Source organism: Streptomyces griseoviridis (assembly GCF_005222485.1).
Lineage (GTDB): Bacteria > Actinomycetota > Actinomycetes > Streptomycetales > Streptomycetaceae > Streptomyces > Streptomyces hintoniae.
In genome coordinates this window covers 8,625,440-8,642,894 of the sequence record NZ_CP029078.1, presented here as the reverse complement: position 1 = coordinate 8,642,894, position 17,455 = coordinate 8,625,440, and the positions used below count along the sequence as shown (strand labels likewise).

Genomic DNA, 17,455 nt, shown 5'->3' with positions numbered 1-17,455 from the left:
TGAGTGGTCATGGGAAGCCTGTTCTGTCGGGGCGGTGCGCGGGCGGTCGGGCGGGGCGGGTCAGGTGTGGCCGCGCCAGGGCACGACGGCGCGTTCGAGGCGGAGCAGGAGCCCGTCGATGAGGAGCCCCGAGATGCCGATGGCGGCGATCCCGACGAGCACCACCGGGGTGTTGTTGTAGTTGGCCGCGTCCTTGACCATGCCGCCGATGCCGGGCAGGCCGTTGACGAGTTCGGCGGCGACGAGCGAGGAGTAGGCGACCCCGACGGCCAGCCGGACGCCGGTGAAGATCTCCGGGAGCGCGGACGGCAGCACGACGTCCCGGACGACGTCGCGGCGGGAGCCGCCGAGCGCGCGGGCCGCCTCCTGGAGGTGGCGGGGTGCCGCGGCGACGGCGGCGGCGGTGGCGACCGCGACCGGCGGGAACGCCGCCACCGCCAGCAGGGTGATCTTCGGTTCCTCGTCGATGCCGAGCCAGACGATCAGGAGGGAGAAGTACGCGAGCGGCGGCAGCGTCCGCAGAAAGGTGATCCACGGTTCGAACAGCGACCGCACCCAGCCGACGGTGCCCATGACCAGGCCGAACGCCACTCCGATGACGATGCCGAGGCCGGCTCCGAACGCGATGCGGCGCAGGCTGATGCCGAGGTGCTCCACGAGGTAGGTGCCGTTGTAGCCGCGCACCCCGTCATGGGTGGTGGAGACGTCGACGAAGGCGCCCCACACCTTGGCCGGGGGCGGCACGAGGGTCTCGCTCCAGGTGCCGGCGGCGGCCACCGACTGCCAGACGGCGAGGAACAGCAGGAGCGAGCCGAGCGGCAGCGCCAGCCGCCGGGACACGCCCGCGAGCCGGGAGCGGGCCCGGCGGCGGGGCGCGGGCTCCGCCTCGTCCGCGGGATCGCGCAGCGCCGCGGGCGCGGCGGATGCTGTGGGCACGGAGGACCTCCACGGGCCTCGGAGGGGAACGGCGAGCGGACACCGGCGCGCGCGAGGGCACCGGGCGGGAACCGGGAAAAGGGGCGACGCGACGGCGGTCGGGCCCGAGGGGCCACGGGACGCGGCGGGTCAGCGAGGCAGGATCAACAACACGCGGCCGTACGGCGGCACAGGTCGACGACCAGGCGGCGTACCAGGGCTTCGCGGATCATGGGGGAAGTTGTACCGCAGCGGGCGGCGGCGCACCAGCCGCAGTCCACGCTGTGGAACGGCGCGGACCGCTCGCCTCCGCTCCGCCCGCCGTCGGTGGCGCGGGCCGGTGGCGGTTCACACGACTGACAAGAAGCTGTCACACCCGGCCGGAATGCGCTCTCGCGCGGCGGCCGTTGCGACAGACATGACTGTAGGAGTAGCGCTCAACGCGTCCGACGCGAAGAACCAGATCGACGCTTCCGTGGAGCTGGCCCGCGAGGCGGCGGCGGCCGGGCTGCGCTCGGCGTGGTTCGGGCAGACCTTCGGCGCCGACTCGCCCCAGCTCGCGGCGCTCGTCGGGCGCGAGGTGCCGGGACTGCACGTGGGCACGTCCGCGATCCCCGTCTTCGGGCGGCATCCGCTCGTCGTCTCCAGCCAGGCGCAGACCGCGCAGGCGGCCACGCACGGCCGCTACCACCTCGGGCTCGCCCTCGGCACCCGGCTGCTGACGGAGACCGGTTTCGGGCTGCCCTTCGAGCGGCCGATCGGCCGGCTCCGTGAATTCCTCACCGCGCTACGGCAGTTGACGAGGGACGGCACCGCCGACTTCCACGGTGAACTGCTCACGGCCGTCACTCCGCTCCCGGCGCGGGTGCCGGGCGCCGAGGGCGGCGTCCCGTTGCTGGTCGCCGCGATGGGCCCGCAGGCGCTGCGGGTCAGCGGCGAGCTGGCGGACGGCATCCTGCCGTACCTGGCGGGTCCGCGGGCCCTGGCGGAGCACATCGTCCCGGCGGTCACCGCCGCGGCCCGCGCCGCCGGGCGTCCGGCGCCCCGGATCGTGGCCATGGTGCCCGGGGTGGTCACCGACGACGTCGACGCCGTCCGGGCGAAGTTCACCGAACAGCTCGCGTTCTACGAGCAGTTCCCGTCCTACGCGCGGGTCATCGGACTCTCCGGCGGCAGCCGGGCGTCCGATCTCGCGGTGGTCGGCGACGAGCGGACGGTCGCCGCCGAGGTGCGCCGCTACCGGGACGCCGGCGCGACCGAGGTGGTCTTCTCCACCACCGAGATCGCCGGCACCGCCGACCGCAGGCGCACCTGGGCGCTCCTGGGCGAACTGGCGTCATGACAAGGCCGGTCGACGTCACGTCGGCCGGCACCGCAGCAGACCGCGAGGACCACACCTCGCACGACGACGAAGGAGCACCCATGACCACCGAGGCCACCACGACGGACCTCCAGGCCTTCACCCGGGACTGGCTCGACTGGTACCGCGCACAGGAGGAGCGCCTCGCCGACCCGCACGGCTTCCTCGCGATCACCGGACTGCACTGGCTGCACGACGGCCCGCAGCGGTTCCCCGACGCCCCCGGCTCCTGGTGGACCGACGGCGAGGGCGTCCATGTGCGTCTCGACGACGGCGAGGAACTGACCGTCGGCGGGGCGCCGGTGCGCGGCACGCACCACTTCGGTGTGCTGCCCGAGCGCGGCGGTGTCGACGCCGTGTGGGGCGACGCGGTGATCGAGGTGGCCAGGCGCGGCGGCAACGACATCGTCCGCCCCCGTCATCCGGACGCCCCGCTGCGCACCGCCTTCACCGGGACGCCCGCCTACGCGCCCGACCCGCGCTGGGTGGTGACCGGCCGCTGGCTGCCGTTCGAGACGCCGCGCCCGACCACCGTCGGCGCCGCCGTCGAGGGTCTCGAGCACGTGTACGACGCGCCGGGCCGGATCGCGTTCTCACTTGAGGGGCGGGAGCTGTCGCTGACCGCGTTCCCCGGGCACGTACCCGGCCGGCTGACGGTCCTGTTCACCGACGCGACCTCCGGGGTGACCACGTACGCGGCGAACCGTGTCCTCGGGGTGGAGGAGCCCGGCGCCGACGGCACGGTCGTCCTGGACTTCAACCGTGCGGCGAACCTGCCGTGCGCGTATACCGATCTGGCGACCTGCCCGCTGCCGCCGGCCGAGAACCGGCTGCCGGTCGCGGTCGAGGCGGGCCAGAAGATCCCGCGCGAGCGCGGCGGGGCGTGAGCGCGGAGCAGGTCGAGGACGGCGGAGCCGCGGACCGGCTCCGCCCTTCCGCGCACGGTCCGCTCCCCCACGGGAATTTGATAATACGAAGAACACAAAGAATACGGGGGCGATTTCGAGGTAAGCACCCGTAGCATCCGTAGCCCTGGACCTCGCGGATTGGTCCAGGAAAAAACTTCATCCGATCGTGGATACGACCAATCCGGCGGCCATTCAGGGCCGGATTCCCCACGTGACCGACGACAGGAAGAAGCCGCCGACCCCGGGCAGATGGACACAGCGCGCGCTCGCCGCGGGCAGTGGACTGCTGGCCGGGTTCGCAGCGCTCGCCACCGCTGAGCTGGTGTCAGCGGCCGTACGGCCGCAGTCCGATCCGATCGTGGCGGTCGGTGGTGCGGCGATCGACCGCACGCCCCCCGCCGTGAAGGACTGGGCGATCCAGCATTTCGGCACCAACGACAAACTGGTGCTCCAGTCCGGAATTCTGGTGGTGCTCGCGCTTTTCGCGCTCGCCATCGGAATCGTCGCCCTGCGTTTCCGGCGGACCGGCGCCGCCGGTGTGCTGGTCTTCGGCGTGGTGGGGGCGGTCGCCGCCCTCAGCCGGCCGGACTCCGAGGGGCTGACGGACGCGCTGCCGTCGATCGTCGGCGCGGTCGTCGGAGCGGTGCTGCTCTACTTCCTCATCGGGCGCCTCGGCTCCCCCGCCGCCGCGCCGGGCCCGGCCACCGAACGCCCCGACGACCAGGCCGAGGAGACCGCCACCGGCACCGGGGGCGGCTGGGACCGGCGGGGGTTCGTGATCGCGGCGAGCGCCGCGGCCGCCGCGTCGGCGGGAGCCGTCGTGATCGGCCGCTCCGTGAACGCGGCCAGCGGGCAGAGCGCGGTCGCCTCACGCGACAAGGTGGTCCTGCCCCGGCCGCAGTCCCCGGCCCGGCCCGTGCCGCGCGGGGCCCAGTTGCGGATCCCCGGCATCAGCCCCTTCACCACGCCGAACGGTTCCTTCTACCGCGTCGACACCGCGCTGGTCGTCCCGAAGGTGGACGCCACCACCTGGCGGCTGCGGGTCCACGGCATGGGGGTGCGCCGCCCCCTCGACCTCTCCTTCGCCGACCTCCTCGGCCGGGAGCTGATCGAGCGGGACATCACCCTCACCTGCGTCTCCAACGAGGTCGGCGGCCCGTACGTGGGCAACGCCCGCTGGATCGGCGCCCGCCTCGCCGACCTGCTCGCCGAGTGCGGCGTCAAGCCGCCGTCGAAGGGCGGTCCCGCCACCCAGCTGGTCGCCCGCTCCGTGGACGGCATGACCATCGGCAGCCCGGTCGAGGAGGTGATGGACGGCCGCGACTCCCTGCTCGCCGTCGGCATGAACGGCCAGCCGCTGCCCTTCACCCACGGCTTCCCCGTCCGCATGCTCGTGCCCGGCCTGTACGGCTATGTCTCGGCCTGCAAGTGGATCACCGACCTCGAACTGACCACCTTCGACGCCTACGACCCGTACTGGGTGCAGCGCGGCTGGTCGCGCCTCGGGCCCATCAAGACCGAGTCGCGCATCGACACGCCCAAGCCGTTCGCCCGTCCCAAGGCCGGCACCGTCATGATCGCCGGGGTGGCCTGGGCGCAGCACAGGGGCATCGAGAAGGTCGAGGTCCGGGTCGACGACGGTCCCTGGGAGCAGGCCCGGCTCGCCGCCCAGGACACCCGTGACACCTGGCGCCAGTGGTCCTACCCGTGGCGGGCGGACAAGGGCGGCCACACCCTCACCGTGCGCGCCACCGACGGCACCGGCCGCACCCAGACCCAGCGGCGGACCCAGACCATCCCCAACGGCGCCAGCGGATGGCACTCAGTGGTCGTGACCGTGGACTGACCCCACAGACCTCTTCCCTCCCCCATGTAATGCGGCTCGGCCGCGTCTATCACCAGGAGAAACAATGAACACCCGTATCCGTCGCACCGCTGTCACCCTGGCCGCCGCGGCCGTGCTCCCGCTGGCGCTCAGCGCCTGCTCGGGCCAGAGCAGCGACTCCGCGTCGTCGGACTCCTCGTCGAAGGCGTCGGCGTCGGCCACCGCGTCGGAAGAGGGCATGACCGGCTCGGGCAGCACCGCCTCGGTGGACGAGCCGTTCGGCACCGCCTGTGGGTCGGTGCCCAAGAGCGGTGCCGGTTCCTTCGACGGCATGGCCAAGGACCCGGTCGCGACGGCCGCCTCCAACAACCCCGCGCTGTCGACGCTGGTCTCCGCAGTGAAGAAGGCCGGTCTGGTCGACACCCTGAACAACGCGCAGAACATCACGGTGTTCGCGCCGACCAACGAGGCGTTCGCGAAGATCCCGAAGGCCACCCTCGACAAGGTCCTCAACGACAAGGCCGAGCTGACCAAGATCCTCACGTACCACGTCGTCGGCCAGAAGCTGACCCCGAAGGAGCTGGAGAAGGGCTCCTTCACCACGCTGGAGAAGGGCAAGCTGACCACGGCCGGCTCCGGTGAGTCCTACACCGTCAACGGCTCGGCGAAGGTGGTCTGCGGCAACGTCAAGACCGCCAACGCCAACGTCTACATCATCGACAGCGTCCTGATGCCCGCCAGCTGACGGAGCGTGACGGGGGAACGGTGCGGGGGGTGGGGCGGATCGCCCACCCCCCGCACCGTTTCCCGCTGTCCTGATCCGGTCGCCCGATCGGGGCGCGGAGTACGGGAATCCGGTCCCACGCGTCTCTCCCGTGCGTCCGGTTACCGTCGGTCACAGAAACAACATCCGAGGTCAGGGCGGTAAAAGGTTTCGACCAGGGAGTTCGCGGAACTCGCTGCGCGCGGCGCTCGGGCCGCATAGCGTGCGATCAGCCGAACCGCTCCCCCGTCGTCACGCGGTCCGTCGTCACTCCGGGCCCATGTCCCGCCAGGAGATTCCGGGATGCCCCACGACAGCTCCGACTTACCCCCCGTCCTCCCCGAGCAGGGGCATCCCCTCTCCCCCGTACCGGCCCGCCGCACGCCCGCCTGGTCGTCCGACGGCCAGGCGGAACCCGCGCCGCGGACGGCCGCCGTGCACGACGGGCCGCACCGCACGCTGCGGCTGCTGCGGCGGGCCGGGCGGCGCCAGCGCCGGGTGGCCGCCTTCATCGCGGTGGCACCGTTCGCCCTCTTCCTGGTGCTGACCGTCGAGGTCCCCTCGCTGATGACCAGGCCCGCGCCCGGCGGGCTGCCCACCGGCCTGCTGCTCGCCCTGGTCCAACTGCCCGTGACCTGGCTGGCCGTGCTCCTCTACGAGTGGACCGCGCGCCGCTACGTGGACCCGCTGGCGCGTCGAGCCCGCGGGTACGACCGCCAGGACGCCCATGACACCCAGGCCGCGGGGCGCCCGTCGTGACCGGGTTCAGCCCGGCCGCCCAGTCCTGGTCCCTCGTCGCGTTCTGCTCCGTCGTCGCCGTCACCCTGCTGCTGTGCGTGCTGACCGGGCCCGCGGGCGACGACCTCGACGACTTCTACACCGGCTACCGGACGCTGTCGCCGCTGCGCAACGGGCTCGCCGTGGCCGGGGACTACATATCGGCCGCCACCGTCCTGACCGTCGGCGGGATCATCGCGCTCTGCGGCTACGACGGCATCGTGCTCGCCCTGAGCACCCTGCTCTCGCTGATGCTGCTGATGTTCGTGCTGGCCGAACCCCTGCACAACACCGGCAAGTTCACCATGGGGGACGTCCTCGCCCGGCGCAGGCCGGGACGCGCGGTGCGGATCACCGCCTGCCTCGTCACGCTCGCCTCGCTCGTGCCGATGATGGTCGTGCAGCTCGCCGGAGTCGGCCAACTCCTCGCGTTCGTACTGGGGTTCTCCGACAGCACGATGAAGAACGGCTGCGTGGTCGGCGCGGGAGCCCTGATGATCAGCTACGCGGCCCTGGGCGGCATGCGCGGCACGGCGCTCATCCAGATCATCAAGACCGTGGTGCTGCTGGGCTCGGGGCTCGTCGTCACCGTCCTGGTCCTGCACTCCTTCGGCTGGAGCCCGCAGGCCCTCTTCCACACCGCCGCCCGGCAGAGCGGCGCCGGGCCCGGCTATCTCACCTGGGGCCTTCAGTACGCGCGCGGGCCGTACCCGGCGCTCGACATGGCGAGCACCCAACTCGCCATCGTGCTCGGCGGCGCCTGCCTCCCGCACGTCACGATGCGCATGTACACGGCCGGCACACCCCGGCAGGTGCGCCGGGCGATGTCCTGGGCCGTCTCGTCCGTCGCGCTGTTCGTCCTGCTGCTGACCCTCGTGTGCACGGGCGCCATGGCGCTCCTGGGCCGGGAGCGGATCGCGGGCGCCGACCCGCACGGCAGCACCGCCTATCTCCTGGGCGCGCGGGCCGCGTTCGGCGGCGACATGTCCCGCGCGGAGAGCCTGCTGTTCGCGACGGTCACCACCGCGGTCTTCCTCACCCTGCTGGCCTCCGTCGCCAGCATGACACTGGCCTGCGCCAACACCCTCGCCCACGATCTCACCGCGGGCCGCCGCACCCCGCTCGCGCCGGCCCGCGAACTCACCCTGGCCCGGGTCTGCGCCCTGGCGGTCGGGGTCCCCGTCATCCTGCTCGCGGTCCTCGCCCAGCACCGCAGCCTGCAACCGCTGGCCACCGTCTCCTTCTGCCTGGGCGCCTCCGCGATCGCGCCCGCGCTCCTCTACAGCCTCTTCTGGCGCCGCTACACCCGCGCCGGACTGCTGGCCACCCTCGTCGTCGGCACCCTCAGCGTGCTGGTCCTGATGACGGGGACGAGCCTCGTCTCCGGCAGCCCGCTCTCCGCGTTCCCCGACGCCCACTTCGACTGGTTCCCCTTCAACACCACCGCCCTCGCCTCCGTGCCCGCGGGGTTCCTGGCCGGCTGGCTCACCACCCTGTTCACCGCGCGCCGCTCGGGCGACCGGGCCGACGGGCGCTTCGAGGCGCTGGAGCACCTGCTGCTCGCGGGGCCCGCCAAACCGGCGCCCAAGGGCCCGACGAGGTGATCGGACCGGCCGACAGGGCGCGGGAGACGGCGGGTTCACCGGCCCGCGCCCCGAACTCCGCTGCCGCTCAGGCGAGTTGTATCTCCGGGCGGTACAGGTCGAGCCAGACCGCGAGGTCGAGCGCGCGTTCCAGGCCGCGCCGGTCGGCCTGGGTGTGCACGGGCAGCTCGCGGTGGGCGAAGCGGTGCAGCCGGTCCCGGTCGACGAGGTCGAAGACCGGGTGGGAGGGGTTCGCGAGCAGCTCCCGCGCCTGGTCCTGGAGCGCCGCCGCGTACTTGGGGTCCTGGGTGGAGGGGTAGGGGCTCTTGACCCGGTCGTAGACGGACCGCGGGAGCACGTCGGCGGTCGCCTCCCTGAGCAGGCTCTTCTCCCGGCCGTCGAAGGACTTCAGCGCCCACGGGGTGTTGTAGACGTACTCGACGAGCCGGTGGTCGCAGAACGGCACCCGGACCTCAAGGCCGACGGCCATGCTCGCGCGGTCCTTGCGGTCGAGCAGCACCCGCACGAACCGGGTGAGGTGCAGGTTGCAGATGCGCCGCATCCGGTACTCGAAGTCGCTCTCGCCGTCGAGGCGGCGGATCGGGGCAATGGCGGAGCGGTAGCTGTCGGCGACGTAGCCGTCCAGGTCGAGGGTGGTGAGCAGGTCGGGGCGCAGCACCTCGGCGTCGTCGCCGAAGTGGCGGCCGAAGTGGACGAGCCAGGGGAAGGTCTCGCCGCGGCGGGCCTCCTCGTCGAAGAACTGGAGGTAGCCGCCGAAGACCTCGTCGGCCGACTCGCCGGACAGGGCGACGGTGGATTGGTCCCGGATGGCCCGGAACAGCAGGTACAGCGAGGCGTCCATGTCGCCGAACCCGGTGGGCAGGTCGCGGGCCCTGATCACCTTGGCGCGGATGTCGGGGTCGGCGAGGGCCTGGGCGTCCAGGACGATGTCCTGGTGGTCGGTGTGCGCGGTGCGGGCGACGTCGTGGACGAACGGGGTGTCGGGGGTGCCGCGCAGTTCGTCGGCGACGAACCGGTCGGTCTGGCCGACGAAGTCGACGGCGAAGCTGCGCACCTTCTCGCCGTGCGCGCCGAGTTGGCGGGCGGCGATGGCGGTCATGGCGGAGGAGTCGAGGCCGCCGGAGAGCAGGGTGCAGCGGGGGACGTCGGCGATCAGTTGGCGGCGCACGATGTCGTCGAGGAGGGAGCGGACGGTGGCGATGGTGGTGTCGCGGTCGTCGGTGTGCGGCCGGGTCTCCAGCTGCCAGTAGACACGCCGGTGCGTTCCGGCGCGGTCGACGGTGACGACGGTGCCGGGTTCGACCTCGGCGATGCCGTCCCAGACGGCGTGGCCGGGGGTTTTGACCATGGTGAACAGTTCGCGCAGGCCGTCCGCGGTGATCCGGGCGGGGGCCAGCGGGTTGGCGAGGATCGCCTTGGGTTCGGAGCCGAAGAGGACGCCGTCGGCGGTGGGGCGGTAGTAGAAGGGCTTGATGCCCATCCGGTCGCGGATCATGACGAGTTGGTCGCGGCGGCCGTCCCAGACGGCGAACGCGTACATGCCGTTGAGGCGTTCGGCGATCCGGTCGCCCCATTCGAGGTAGCCGCGCAGGACCACCTCGGTGTCGGAGTCGGTGGTGAACCGGTGGCCACGGCCGCTGAGTTCGCGGCGCAGCTCACCGAAGTTGTAGGTCTCCCCCGAGTAGACGAGGGCGACGGTCCCGTGCGGCGTCTCGGCGCTCATCGGCTGCCGGCCGCCGGGCAGGTCGATGATCGCGAGCCTGCGGTGCCCGAGGGCGGCGTGGCCCTGGACCCAGGTGCCGCGGTCGTCGGGGCCCCGGCAGGACATCGTCTCGGTCATCGCATCCAATGTGGCGGCCTCGGAGCGCAGGTCGCGGTCGAAGGAGATCCAGCCGGTGATGCCGCACATGCATTGCCTCCCGCGCCAGGTCTGCCCGCGGTCACCGCTCCCACCTGCTGTTTCTCCTGCGTGAGACGGATCTCGCGAACAAACAAGGTGTAACTGCCAACTACATGCGAGGATGCGCCCGCCGCTCGGGCCGGTCAACACGGACGTAACACGACCGGGCCGCCGCGACCGCCTTTTCCGGCCTCATTTGGTCTACGCGAAACCCGCCGCACCCTTCCCACCATGCGCGCGTCGGCGGGAACAGGCCACGGCAAAATCTTCCCCACCTCGGAGCCGTTCGGGGGCATGCGGGGGCGGGCGAGGGCGAGGGCGGCCCCGGGGGTGGCTACGCCTCCCAGACGCGGGCCGCGTAGTCGACGAAGTTGCGGCCCATGATCTTCTCGATCCGCCCGGACGAGAAGCCGCGCCGCTCCAGCAGCCGGATCAGCTCGCGGAACTGGTCCACGCCCCGCAGATCGACGACGAAGGGGAAGGTGTCCGCCCGCTCACCGGCCGCCGACACCCCGGCCTCCCGCCGCTTCGCCACATGCTCGGCGAGCCGCTCCCGGTAGGCGTCGAGATCGTCGATGGCGGTGACCGGGCCGTCGGTGCCGATGCCGACGTGGTCCTCCCCGCAGACGTTCACGGCGTGCGCGAGGTGCTCGACCACGTCGGCGGCGCGCGCGTGCCCGGTGGGGTTGAGGAACGGCATGAAGTAGACGCCGACGAACCCGCCCCGGGAGGCGACCAGGCGCAGCTCCTCGTCGGTCTTGTTGCGCGGCAGGTCGGTGAGCGCGCGGCACCCGGTGTGGTTGACGGAGATCGGCGCGCGGGAGTGGACGGCCGCGTCGAGGCAGGTCCGTTCGCCGCTGTGCGAGAGATCGACCATGAGGTGCCGGTCGTTGAGCGCCTCGACCACCTCGCGCCCGAACGCGGTGAGCGGGGTGTCACCCGGCGCCATCGAGCCGCCGCCCAGCCGGTTGGCCTGGTTGTACGTCAACTGCACGACGCGCACGCCGCGTTCGGCGAAGGTGGCGACGCGGCCCGCGTCGTCCCCGACGGCCTCCGCGTTCTGGAAGCCGTAGATGACGCCGACGCGCCCGTCCCGGGCCGCCGTGCGGATGTCCTCGACGGTGGTGACCTTCAGGAGGTCGTCCGGGTGGCGGGCGACGACGTCGTCCCAGACGTCGATCTCGTGCAGGGTGTGCTCGTAGGGCTCCAGGTCGCCCATCACATAGCCGAGGGTGATGTTGACGGCGGTGAGACCGGAGGCGCGGGCCTCGGCCAGGGTCCGCGCGTCGACGGTGATCTGCTCGCCGCTCGGGTTCAGGTCGCCCGCGGCGGCCTCGGAGCGCGCGGAGTTGGGGTTGTCGAGCTGCCCGAGGGCGTTGACGATCAGAGGCGTGCCGGTCAACGGGTCTCCCGGGGAAGGTCGGTGGAGTAGTCGGCGCGCGCCAGGCGACGGCCACGCTTGACGGTCAGGGTGATGGTGCGCAGGTGGCCGATGTCGGCGAGCGGGTCGCGCGTGAAGACCGCGAGGTCGGCCAGTTTGCCGGGTTCGACGCTGCCGGTGAGGTGGCCGACGCCCGCGCTGCGGGCGCCGACGAGGGTCGCGGACCGCAGCACGTCCCGTTCCGGGATGCCGCATCGCCGCACCAGGAAGGCGAGTTCGTCGTAGAGGGCCGGGAACGGGTCGCCCGGCGGCGTCTCGTAGTCGGTGCCGGTGGCCAGCTCCACCCCCGCGCGGTGCGCCTGCGCGGTGAGGGCGACGGCCAACTCGGTGTTGGCGTCGGCCCGTTCGTCCCCGGCGAGTTCGGCGGACGACCAGAGCGAGGCGGTGGCGTCCAGGACGACGCCCTGTTCCCGCATCCGGGCGAACAGCGCGTCGAGCCGTCCGTCGGCGCCGGTGACCAGGCTCGCGTGGTCGACGGGCGGCTTGTCCCGGTAGCTGGTCAGCGGGCGGGTCGCCGTCTCGTGGGCGAGCAGGGTGACGTGCGAGACGGTGTCCACGCCGGCCGCGACGACCTGTCCCGGGGTGGCGGGGAAGACCGCGGCGTGCGCCCAGACCGGGATGGACTGCCGGTGCGCCTCGGCGGTGACGGCGGCGACGAGGGGCGCCTCCAGGTCGGCGTACACCTTGATGGCCGCCGCGTGGGTGCCGCGGGCCAGGGCCACCGCGATCGGCAGGTCGGTCGTGTCGGTGACGGCCTGCATCCACGGGACCTCGCCGGGCACCGCGCCCCGGGTGACCTGGTGGGTGCGGGGGTCGTCGAAGAATCCGGGGCCCGCCATGAGCGCCGCGTAGTGGATGTCGGGGGCGGCGATCTCCCCCACCAGCGCGGCGCGCGCGAGGTCGCCGATCTGCCTGAGGTCGTCGGCCATGTCCCGTACGCCGGTGACTCCGCTGTGCGCGAGGCGGCGCAGCACGGCCTCGGCGGCCGGCCGGTCGGGCGGCGTGGCGAGGTGCTGGTGGGCGTCGATCAGCCCGGGGGTGACGAACCGGCCGGTGAGATCGACGACTTCGGCGCCGTCGACGGCGGCGGCCGGGTCGCCGTCGGGCACGACGGCGCGGATCACCGGTCCGTCGACGACGATCGAGGTCGCGGGGCGGGGCGGGGCGCCGGTCCCGTCGAAGAGGGTGGCTCCCCGGTAGACCACCACCGCTCCCCTCTCGCCTGGCGCGTACGGGGTCGCCGCCCCGGCACTGTCGGTCGTCAAGGTCACCACTCCGGAGGTGTCGCGCGGCGGGCAGGAGGCAGAGACGCGATCTGTTGCACTGTGGGTAACAACACTCTCGTTCTGCGAAACAAGCGGTACCCTACCCTCGGATCCCGACCTGCGGAACGCCCCGCCGTGAGCCCCGTCGGGACGCTCCGCGCACAGCTTGGGAAGGGTTGCGATGCCGCAGGCGCTCCGCACGGCCGAGAACGCCGAGAACGCCGAGAACGCCGAGAACAAGGAGTCCCCGGTGCCAGGCACCGCCGCGGACAGCGGGTCCCGGGCGGCGCGCACCGCCGTCGAGGAGCCGCCGCGGGCCGCGCGTACGGCCGTCGACAAGGCGCTCGATCTGGTGGAGGCGGTCGGCAGGGCGGCACGGCCGCCCCGGCTCACCGATCTCGCCGACGAGGTCGGGCTGCACCGGGCCACCGCCTACCGCATCCTCCTCGACCTGGTCCGCAGGGGCTGGGTGCTGCGCGCCGACGACCGCTATCTGCCCGGCACCGCCGTCCTGCTCCTGTCGGCGCGGGCCACGCACAACTCGCTTGCCTCGCTGGCCCGTCCGGTGCTGACGGAGCTGTCGGGGCACACCGGTCTGATGGTCAACCTCCAGGTCCTGGAGCGCGCCGGTTCCCGGGTGGTGGACGTGATCCGGCCCGACCGGCTCGCGATGATCAGCACCCTGCTCGGCGAGGCGCTGCCCGTGCACCGGTTCGCGGGTCCGCTCGCCCTGGTGGCCGCGCTGCCGCCGGAGGCCCGCGGCCCCTATCTCGACGCCGCCCGGGAGGCGGGGCATCCGCTGGACGGTGACGGAGGGCTGCTGGCCGACCTGGGGCGCGTCGAGGCGGACGGCTTCGCCGTGGAGCACGGGCGCAACGACCGGTTCGTCGCCTCCGTCAGCCGGGCCGTGGTGCCGGTCGCGGGGGCGCCGGTGTGCGCGGTGACGATCGTCGGACCGGACGCTGAGATCGACGCGGCCCGGCTGCGGCGGCTGCGCGACGACCTCGCCTCGGCCGTCGACACGCTCACCTCCCTGCTGTCAGGAGCGGGCCCGGAGGCCGCCGCGTGAGCGACCTCCTCGTCCTCGACCGGGCCGCCACCCTGGCCGCCCTCGACCCGCGGCGCCTGATGGCCGCCGTCGCCGAGGCCCTCGTCGCGGTCGCGGACGGCACGGCGTCCGCGCCGCCGCGGATCGCCGCCTTCGCGCCGGACGGCCTGCTCGGCGCGATGCCCGGCTACGTGCCTGGCCTGGGCCTCGCGGCGAAGCTGGTGTCGGTGTTCGGCGACCCCGGCCACCCCGGCCGCAGCAGTCACCGGGGCGTCGTCGTCCTCTTCGACGCCGGGGACGGACGCCCCCTCGCGATCCTCGACGCCGAACCGGTGACGGCCTGGCGCACCGCGGCGTCCGCCACGCACAGCGCCCTCGCGCTGGCCGGGCCCGGCCCCGTCGTGGTCGTCGGCACCGGCGCGCAGGCGCGCGCCCAGGTCGCTCTGCTGGCCGCGCTCGGGCCGGACGCGCCCGTCACGGTCGCCGGCCGGGACCCGGCCGCGGTCCGCGCGACGGCCGCCCTGCATCCGGCGGGCCGGCCGGCCGACGGCATCGAGGCGGCCGTGCGCGCGGCGGCCACCGTGTACTGCTGCACCGGCGCGACCCGGCCCGTCCTGGAGCGCGGGTGGCTCGCCCCCGGCACCCACGTCAGCTCGGTCGGCGGCTCGCACGGGCACGAACTCGACGCGGCGACGATCCGGGACGCGGCCCTTTTCACCGAGTGGCCGGGTGCCGCCGCGACCCAACCACCGTCCGGCGCCCACGAGTTGCAGGGGCTGCCGCCGGACCGCGAGGTCACCCTGCTGGGGTCGGTCCTCGCGGGAGCGGCCTCCGGCAGCCACTCCCCCGACCTGCTCACCGTCTTCAAGTCCACCGGCCACGCGGCCCTGGACGTGGCGGCGGCGTACGTGGCGCACGGGACGGCGACGGGACGGTTCGGCTAGGGGGTGTCGGGGGGATCAGGCGGGAGCGCTGGTTCAGGCCGGTGGGTCGACGGGGTGCTCGGTGAAGTGGCCGTGGGTGCTGAATCCCAGCCGCCGGTAGACGGGTTCGCCGTCGGAGGACGCCTGGAGGACTGCGCACCGGAGGCCCTCGGCGCGGGCCGTGTGGAGGGCGGCGAGGGTGAGGGCGCCGCCGTAGCCGCGTCCTCGGTGGGCGGCGAGGGTGCTGATGTTGTAGAGGCCCGCGACCCCGGCGTGCCGGAACACCTCGGCCGTGCAGACCGGCACGCCACGGACCGTGCCGAGGAGGTAGCGGGCCGGGCTGTCCGGCGCCGTCGCCCGGGTCGCCGTCAGGTCGAAGAACCGGCGGACGGTCGCGGCGGGCGGGTCCCAGTTCGCGGCCAGGACGCCCGCCCAGTCGGCCAGTAGGGCGGGCGTGGTGACGGGCCTGATGTCGAGCCCGTCGATCTTGGGGCGGGGTGGCAGGTCGTCGAGCGGCGCCGCCATCGCGGCCTCACGCTCACCGCCCGGGACGCCCGCGGCGGTCAGGCGGGCGGAGAGGTCCGGCGAAGCGCTGGCCGGGCCGACCCACCAGGAGAAGGGCCGCCGCCAACTCCCCACCTCCCGAAGGGTGTCGGCGATCCGGGTGTCGGCGTCCCGCCGGGTGAAGCGGGCGGCGGCGACGATGTTGAAGGTGTCGTCGTCGAGCCCGCTGTCGGCGATCAGCAGATCGTCCGTCTCGACGACCCGCGCGCCGGTGAGGCCCCGGTGCAGATGGCAGGCGTGGTCGGCGAGGTTGCGCTCCATACGGGCGAGCAAGTCGCCCTCGTCGTAAGGGAGTCGGGGTGCGGGTGCCGCGGTCACGAGGCGGACTCCTGGTCCGTGCGGGCCTCCAGGGCGTACACGACGGCCGCCATGTCGGCGGCGCCGTGGCCGAGTCGGGCCGTCTCGCCGTACAGGGCGTGGCAGGCGTCGAGCAACGGTGAGGCCACCCCCGAGGCCCTGGCCTGCTGGGCGATCAGGCGGTTGTTCTTGAGGACGTCGAGGATCGCGGCCTGCACGGTGAAGTCGCGGGCGAGCAGACTCGCCGCCTTCCCCCGGGAGACGGTGCTCGCCATCGGCCCGGCGGCGAGGATGTCGGCGAGGCGCCGCTGGTCGAGCCCGTGCCGGTCGGCGAAGTGGAACGCCTCGGCCAGACCGGTGACTTGGGTGATCAGGAACAGGTTCACGGAGAGCTTCATCAGCAGCGCGTCCGGGACGGCGCCGCACACGAACGTCTGGTGGCAGAGCGGGGCGAGCAGCGGACGCACCTCGGCGACGGCGTCGTCGTCCCCGGCGAGCATGCCCACCAGGCGTCCCGCGCGGGCGGGTTCACGCGAACCGGAGACGGGCGCCTCGACGTACCGGCCGCCCGCTTCCCGCACGTCGGCCGCCAGCGCGCGCGAGTAACCGGGCGAGGTGGTTCCCATGTGCACGACCGTCCGGTCGGCGACCAGGGCGGCGAACTCCGGTGTGCCACGCGCCAGTACGGCGTCGATCGCGGTGTCGTCGGCCAGCATGAGCAGGACGGTCCCGGCCCGCCGGAAAACCTCGGCGGGCGTTCTGGCCACGGCGGCGCCCGCCGCGCGCAGCGGGTCGGTGGCGGCCCCGGTCCGGTTCCAGACGACGAGCGGCGTGCCCGCCCGGACGAGGTTGAGCGCCATCGGGCCGCCCATCACCCCCAGACCGATGAATCCGACGCGTCCCTGGTCCGGTTCCGTCGCCGGCTCGTCCGCCACACCTTTCGTCGGCACTTCCACCGGTACTTCCACCGGTTCCCTGACGTCTCTCTCCACCGCGCACCGCCCTCGCCGGCCCGTCCCACCGTTATGACGGCCGTCATGGTAGCCGACGCCTATGACCACCGTCATAATCGAGACAGGGGCCGGTGACCGGGCGGCCCGTGGCGGACGGAGAGCGACGATGGCCGACGGCGAGCGGGGACCCCGCGAGCGGATGGTGTTCAGCGCGGCCCAACTGCTGCGCCGCGACGGTGTCGCCGCGACCGGGATGCGCGAGGTCGCGGCCCACGCGCAGGCGCCGCGCGGGTCCCTCCAGCACTACTTCCCCGGCGGGAAGGAGCAGTTGGTGAACGAGGCCGTCGCCTGGGCGGGACGGTACGCGGCCCGGCGCGTCGACCGGTTCCTGGCCGGGCTCGGGACGCCCACGCCGAGCGGGCTGTTCGCCGCGATGGTGGCGCAGTGGACCGCCGAGTTGACGGCGACGGGTTCCCTGGCGGGCTGCCCGGTCGCGGCCGCCACCGTGGACAGCGCCGACACCGTCGACTCCACCCGGGAGGCGGCGGCGCACGCGTTCGCGTGCTGGCGGGAGCCGGTGGCACGGGCGCTCACCGGGATGGACGTCCCCGAGGCACGGGCGGTGGCGCTGGCGACGGTGATGATCAGCGCCCTGGAGGGCGCCGTCCTGATCGCCCGCGCGGAACGCGACCCGCGCGCCCTGACGACGGTGGCCCGGGAACTCGGCCCGCTGCTGGACGGCGCGGCAACCCCGAGTCCGGCCTGACCTGCGGCTGGAGAGGACCGGGGTCGGGCCTCCCGCCGCCGGTAGGACCTGGCCGGGGGCGGATTCCGGTGCGGGAGATGAAGCGGGTCGGGTCCTGCCGCCTTCCGGCGGCCGAACCGGGGCCCGAGGTCCCGTCGCCCTCCCGG

Annotated in this window: 15 protein-coding genes; 9 read left to right on the top strand and 6 right to left on the bottom strand. The window is 73.5% G+C overall.

Annotated features, from left to right (window positions below):
* Positions 1-60: 60 nt before the first annotated feature.
* A complete protein-coding gene (locus tag DDJ31_RS37280) occupies positions 61-936 on the bottom strand; it encodes an ABC transporter permease (protein WP_127176009.1) in 876 nt (291 codons plus the stop codon).
* Positions 937-1,333: 397 nt separating this feature from the next.
* On the opposite strand from DDJ31_RS37280, the gene DDJ31_RS37275 reads away from it, so the two are divergent.
* The 6 genes from DDJ31_RS37275 to DDJ31_RS37250 all read left to right on the top strand — a co-directional run bounded on the left by DDJ31_RS37275 (position 1,334) and on the right by DDJ31_RS37250 (position 8,152).
* A complete protein-coding gene (locus DDJ31_RS37275; RefSeq protein ID WP_127176010.1) occupies positions 1,334-2,257 on the top strand; it encodes a TIGR03564 family F420-dependent LLM class oxidoreductase in 924 nt (307 codons plus the stop codon).
* 80 nt (positions 2,258-2,337) lie between these two features.
* Positions 2,338-3,162 carry a DUF1684 domain-containing protein gene (locus tag DDJ31_RS37270; protein ID WP_127176011.1) on the top strand — a complete coding sequence of 275 codons (825 nt, stop codon included), beginning with the start codon at positions 2,338-2,340 and terminating at the stop codon, positions 3,160-3,162.
* A gap of 232 nt (positions 3,163-3,394) precedes the next feature.
* Positions 3,395-5,029: a molybdopterin-dependent oxidoreductase gene (locus DDJ31_RS37265; RefSeq protein WP_127176012.1), complete on the top strand. Its 1,635-nt coding sequence runs from the start codon at positions 3,395-3,397 to the stop codon at positions 5,027-5,029.
* A 64-nt stretch (positions 5,030-5,093) separates the two neighbouring features.
* Positions 5,094-5,753, top strand: coding sequence for a fasciclin domain-containing protein (locus DDJ31_RS37260; RefSeq protein ID WP_127176013.1), 660 nt, complete (start codon positions 5,094-5,096; stop codon positions 5,751-5,753).
* A 321-nt stretch (positions 5,754-6,074) separates the two neighbouring features.
* The gene (locus DDJ31_RS37255; RefSeq protein WP_127176014.1) at positions 6,075-6,530 is read left to right on the top strand and encodes a DUF485 domain-containing protein; all 456 of its coding nucleotides are present in this window, start codon (positions 6,075-6,077) and stop codon (positions 6,528-6,530) included.
* Positions 6,527-8,152 (top strand): sodium/solute symporter, encoded by a 1,626-nt coding sequence (locus tag DDJ31_RS37250; protein WP_127176015.1) that lies wholly within the window; start codon positions 6,527-6,529, stop codon positions 8,150-8,152. The genes DDJ31_RS37255 and DDJ31_RS37250 overlap by 4 nt, the downstream gene beginning before the upstream one ends.
* A 67-nt stretch (positions 8,153-8,219) precedes the next feature.
* Here DDJ31_RS37250 and asnB read toward each other — a convergent pair whose 3' ends face one another.
* The 3 genes from asnB to DDJ31_RS37235 all read right to left on the bottom strand — a co-directional run bounded on the left by asnB (position 8,220) and on the right by DDJ31_RS37235 (position 12,764).
* Positions 8,220-10,061 carry an asparagine synthase (glutamine-hydrolyzing) gene (asnB, locus tag DDJ31_RS37245; RefSeq protein WP_127176016.1) on the bottom strand — a complete coding sequence of 614 codons (1,842 nt, stop codon included), beginning with the start codon at positions 10,059-10,061 and terminating at the stop codon, positions 8,220-8,222.
* Between the two features lie 325 nt (positions 10,062-10,386).
* Complete coding sequence (locus tag DDJ31_RS37240) at positions 10,387-11,454, bottom strand: dipeptidase (protein WP_127176017.1); 1,068 nt, start codon at positions 11,452-11,454, stop codon at positions 10,387-10,389.
* Complete coding sequence (locus DDJ31_RS37235) at positions 11,451-12,764, bottom strand: amidohydrolase family protein (RefSeq protein WP_127176018.1); 1,314 nt, start codon at positions 12,762-12,764, stop codon at positions 11,451-11,453. The genes DDJ31_RS37240 and DDJ31_RS37235 overlap by 4 nt, the downstream gene beginning before the upstream one ends.
* A 175-nt stretch (positions 12,765-12,939) precedes the next feature.
* On the opposite strand from DDJ31_RS37235, the gene DDJ31_RS37230 reads away from it, so the two are divergent.
* Together DDJ31_RS37230 and DDJ31_RS37225 are read left to right on the top strand one after the other, a co-directional pair.
* Positions 12,940-13,827: an IclR family transcriptional regulator gene (locus DDJ31_RS37230; protein ID WP_127176019.1), complete on the top strand. Its 888-nt coding sequence runs from the start codon at positions 12,940-12,942 to the stop codon at positions 13,825-13,827.
* The gene (locus tag DDJ31_RS37225) at positions 13,824-14,750 is read left to right on the top strand and encodes an ornithine cyclodeaminase family protein (protein ID WP_127176020.1); all 927 of its coding nucleotides are present in this window, start codon (positions 13,824-13,826) and stop codon (positions 14,748-14,750) included. The genes DDJ31_RS37230 and DDJ31_RS37225 overlap by 4 nt, the downstream gene beginning before the upstream one ends.
* A 33-nt stretch (positions 14,751-14,783) precedes the next feature.
* Here DDJ31_RS37225 and DDJ31_RS37220 read toward each other — a convergent pair whose 3' ends face one another.
* Entirely contained in the window at positions 14,784-15,554 is a 771-nt protein-coding gene (locus DDJ31_RS37220) for a GNAT family N-acetyltransferase (RefSeq protein ID WP_127182413.1), read from the bottom strand.
* Positions 15,555-15,607: 53 nt separating this feature from the next.
* Positions 15,608-16,540 carry an NAD(P)-dependent oxidoreductase gene (locus DDJ31_RS37215; protein ID WP_276319291.1) on the bottom strand — a complete coding sequence of 311 codons (933 nt, stop codon included), beginning with the start codon at positions 16,538-16,540 and terminating at the stop codon, positions 15,608-15,610.
* Positions 16,541-16,709: 169 nt separating this feature from the next.
* On the opposite strand from DDJ31_RS37215, the gene DDJ31_RS37210 reads away from it, so the two are divergent.
* Positions 16,710-17,309, top strand: a complete 600-nt coding sequence (locus tag DDJ31_RS37210; protein WP_127182414.1) for a TetR/AcrR family transcriptional regulator — start codon at positions 16,710-16,712, stop codon at positions 17,307-17,309.
* Positions 17,310-17,455 lie beyond the last annotated feature (146 nt).

What these genes read in the sequence shown, in the direction of transcription:
- DDJ31_RS37275 (WP_127176010.1), top strand. Translation starts at nt 1,334, where the DNA reads ATGACTGTAGGAGTAGCGCTCAACGCGTCCGACGCGAAGAACCAGATC.
- DDJ31_RS37270 (WP_127176011.1), top strand. Translation starts at nt 2,338, where the DNA reads ATGACCACCGAGGCCACCACGACGGACCTCCAGGCCTTCACCCGGGAC.
- DDJ31_RS37260 (WP_127176013.1), top strand. Translation starts at nt 5,094, where the DNA reads ATGAACACCCGTATCCGTCGCACCGCTGTCACCCTGGCCGCCGCGGCC.
- DDJ31_RS37255 (WP_127176014.1), top strand. Translation starts at nt 6,075, where the DNA reads ATGCCCCACGACAGCTCCGACTTACCCCCCGTCCTCCCCGAGCAGGGG.
- asnB (WP_127176016.1), bottom strand. Translation starts at nt 10,061, where the DNA reads ATGTGCGGCATCACCGGCTGGATCTCCTTCGACCGCGACCTGCGCTCC.
- DDJ31_RS37230 (WP_127176019.1), top strand. Translation starts at nt 12,940, where the DNA reads ATGCCGCAGGCGCTCCGCACGGCCGAGAACGCCGAGAACGCCGAGAAC.
- DDJ31_RS37220 (WP_127182413.1), bottom strand. Translation starts at nt 15,554, where the DNA reads ATGGAGCGCAACCTCGCCGACCACGCCTGCCATCTGCACCGGGGCCTC.
- DDJ31_RS37210 (WP_127182414.1), top strand. Translation starts at nt 16,710, where the DNA reads ATGGCCGACGGCGAGCGGGGACCCCGCGAGCGGATGGTGTTCAGCGCG.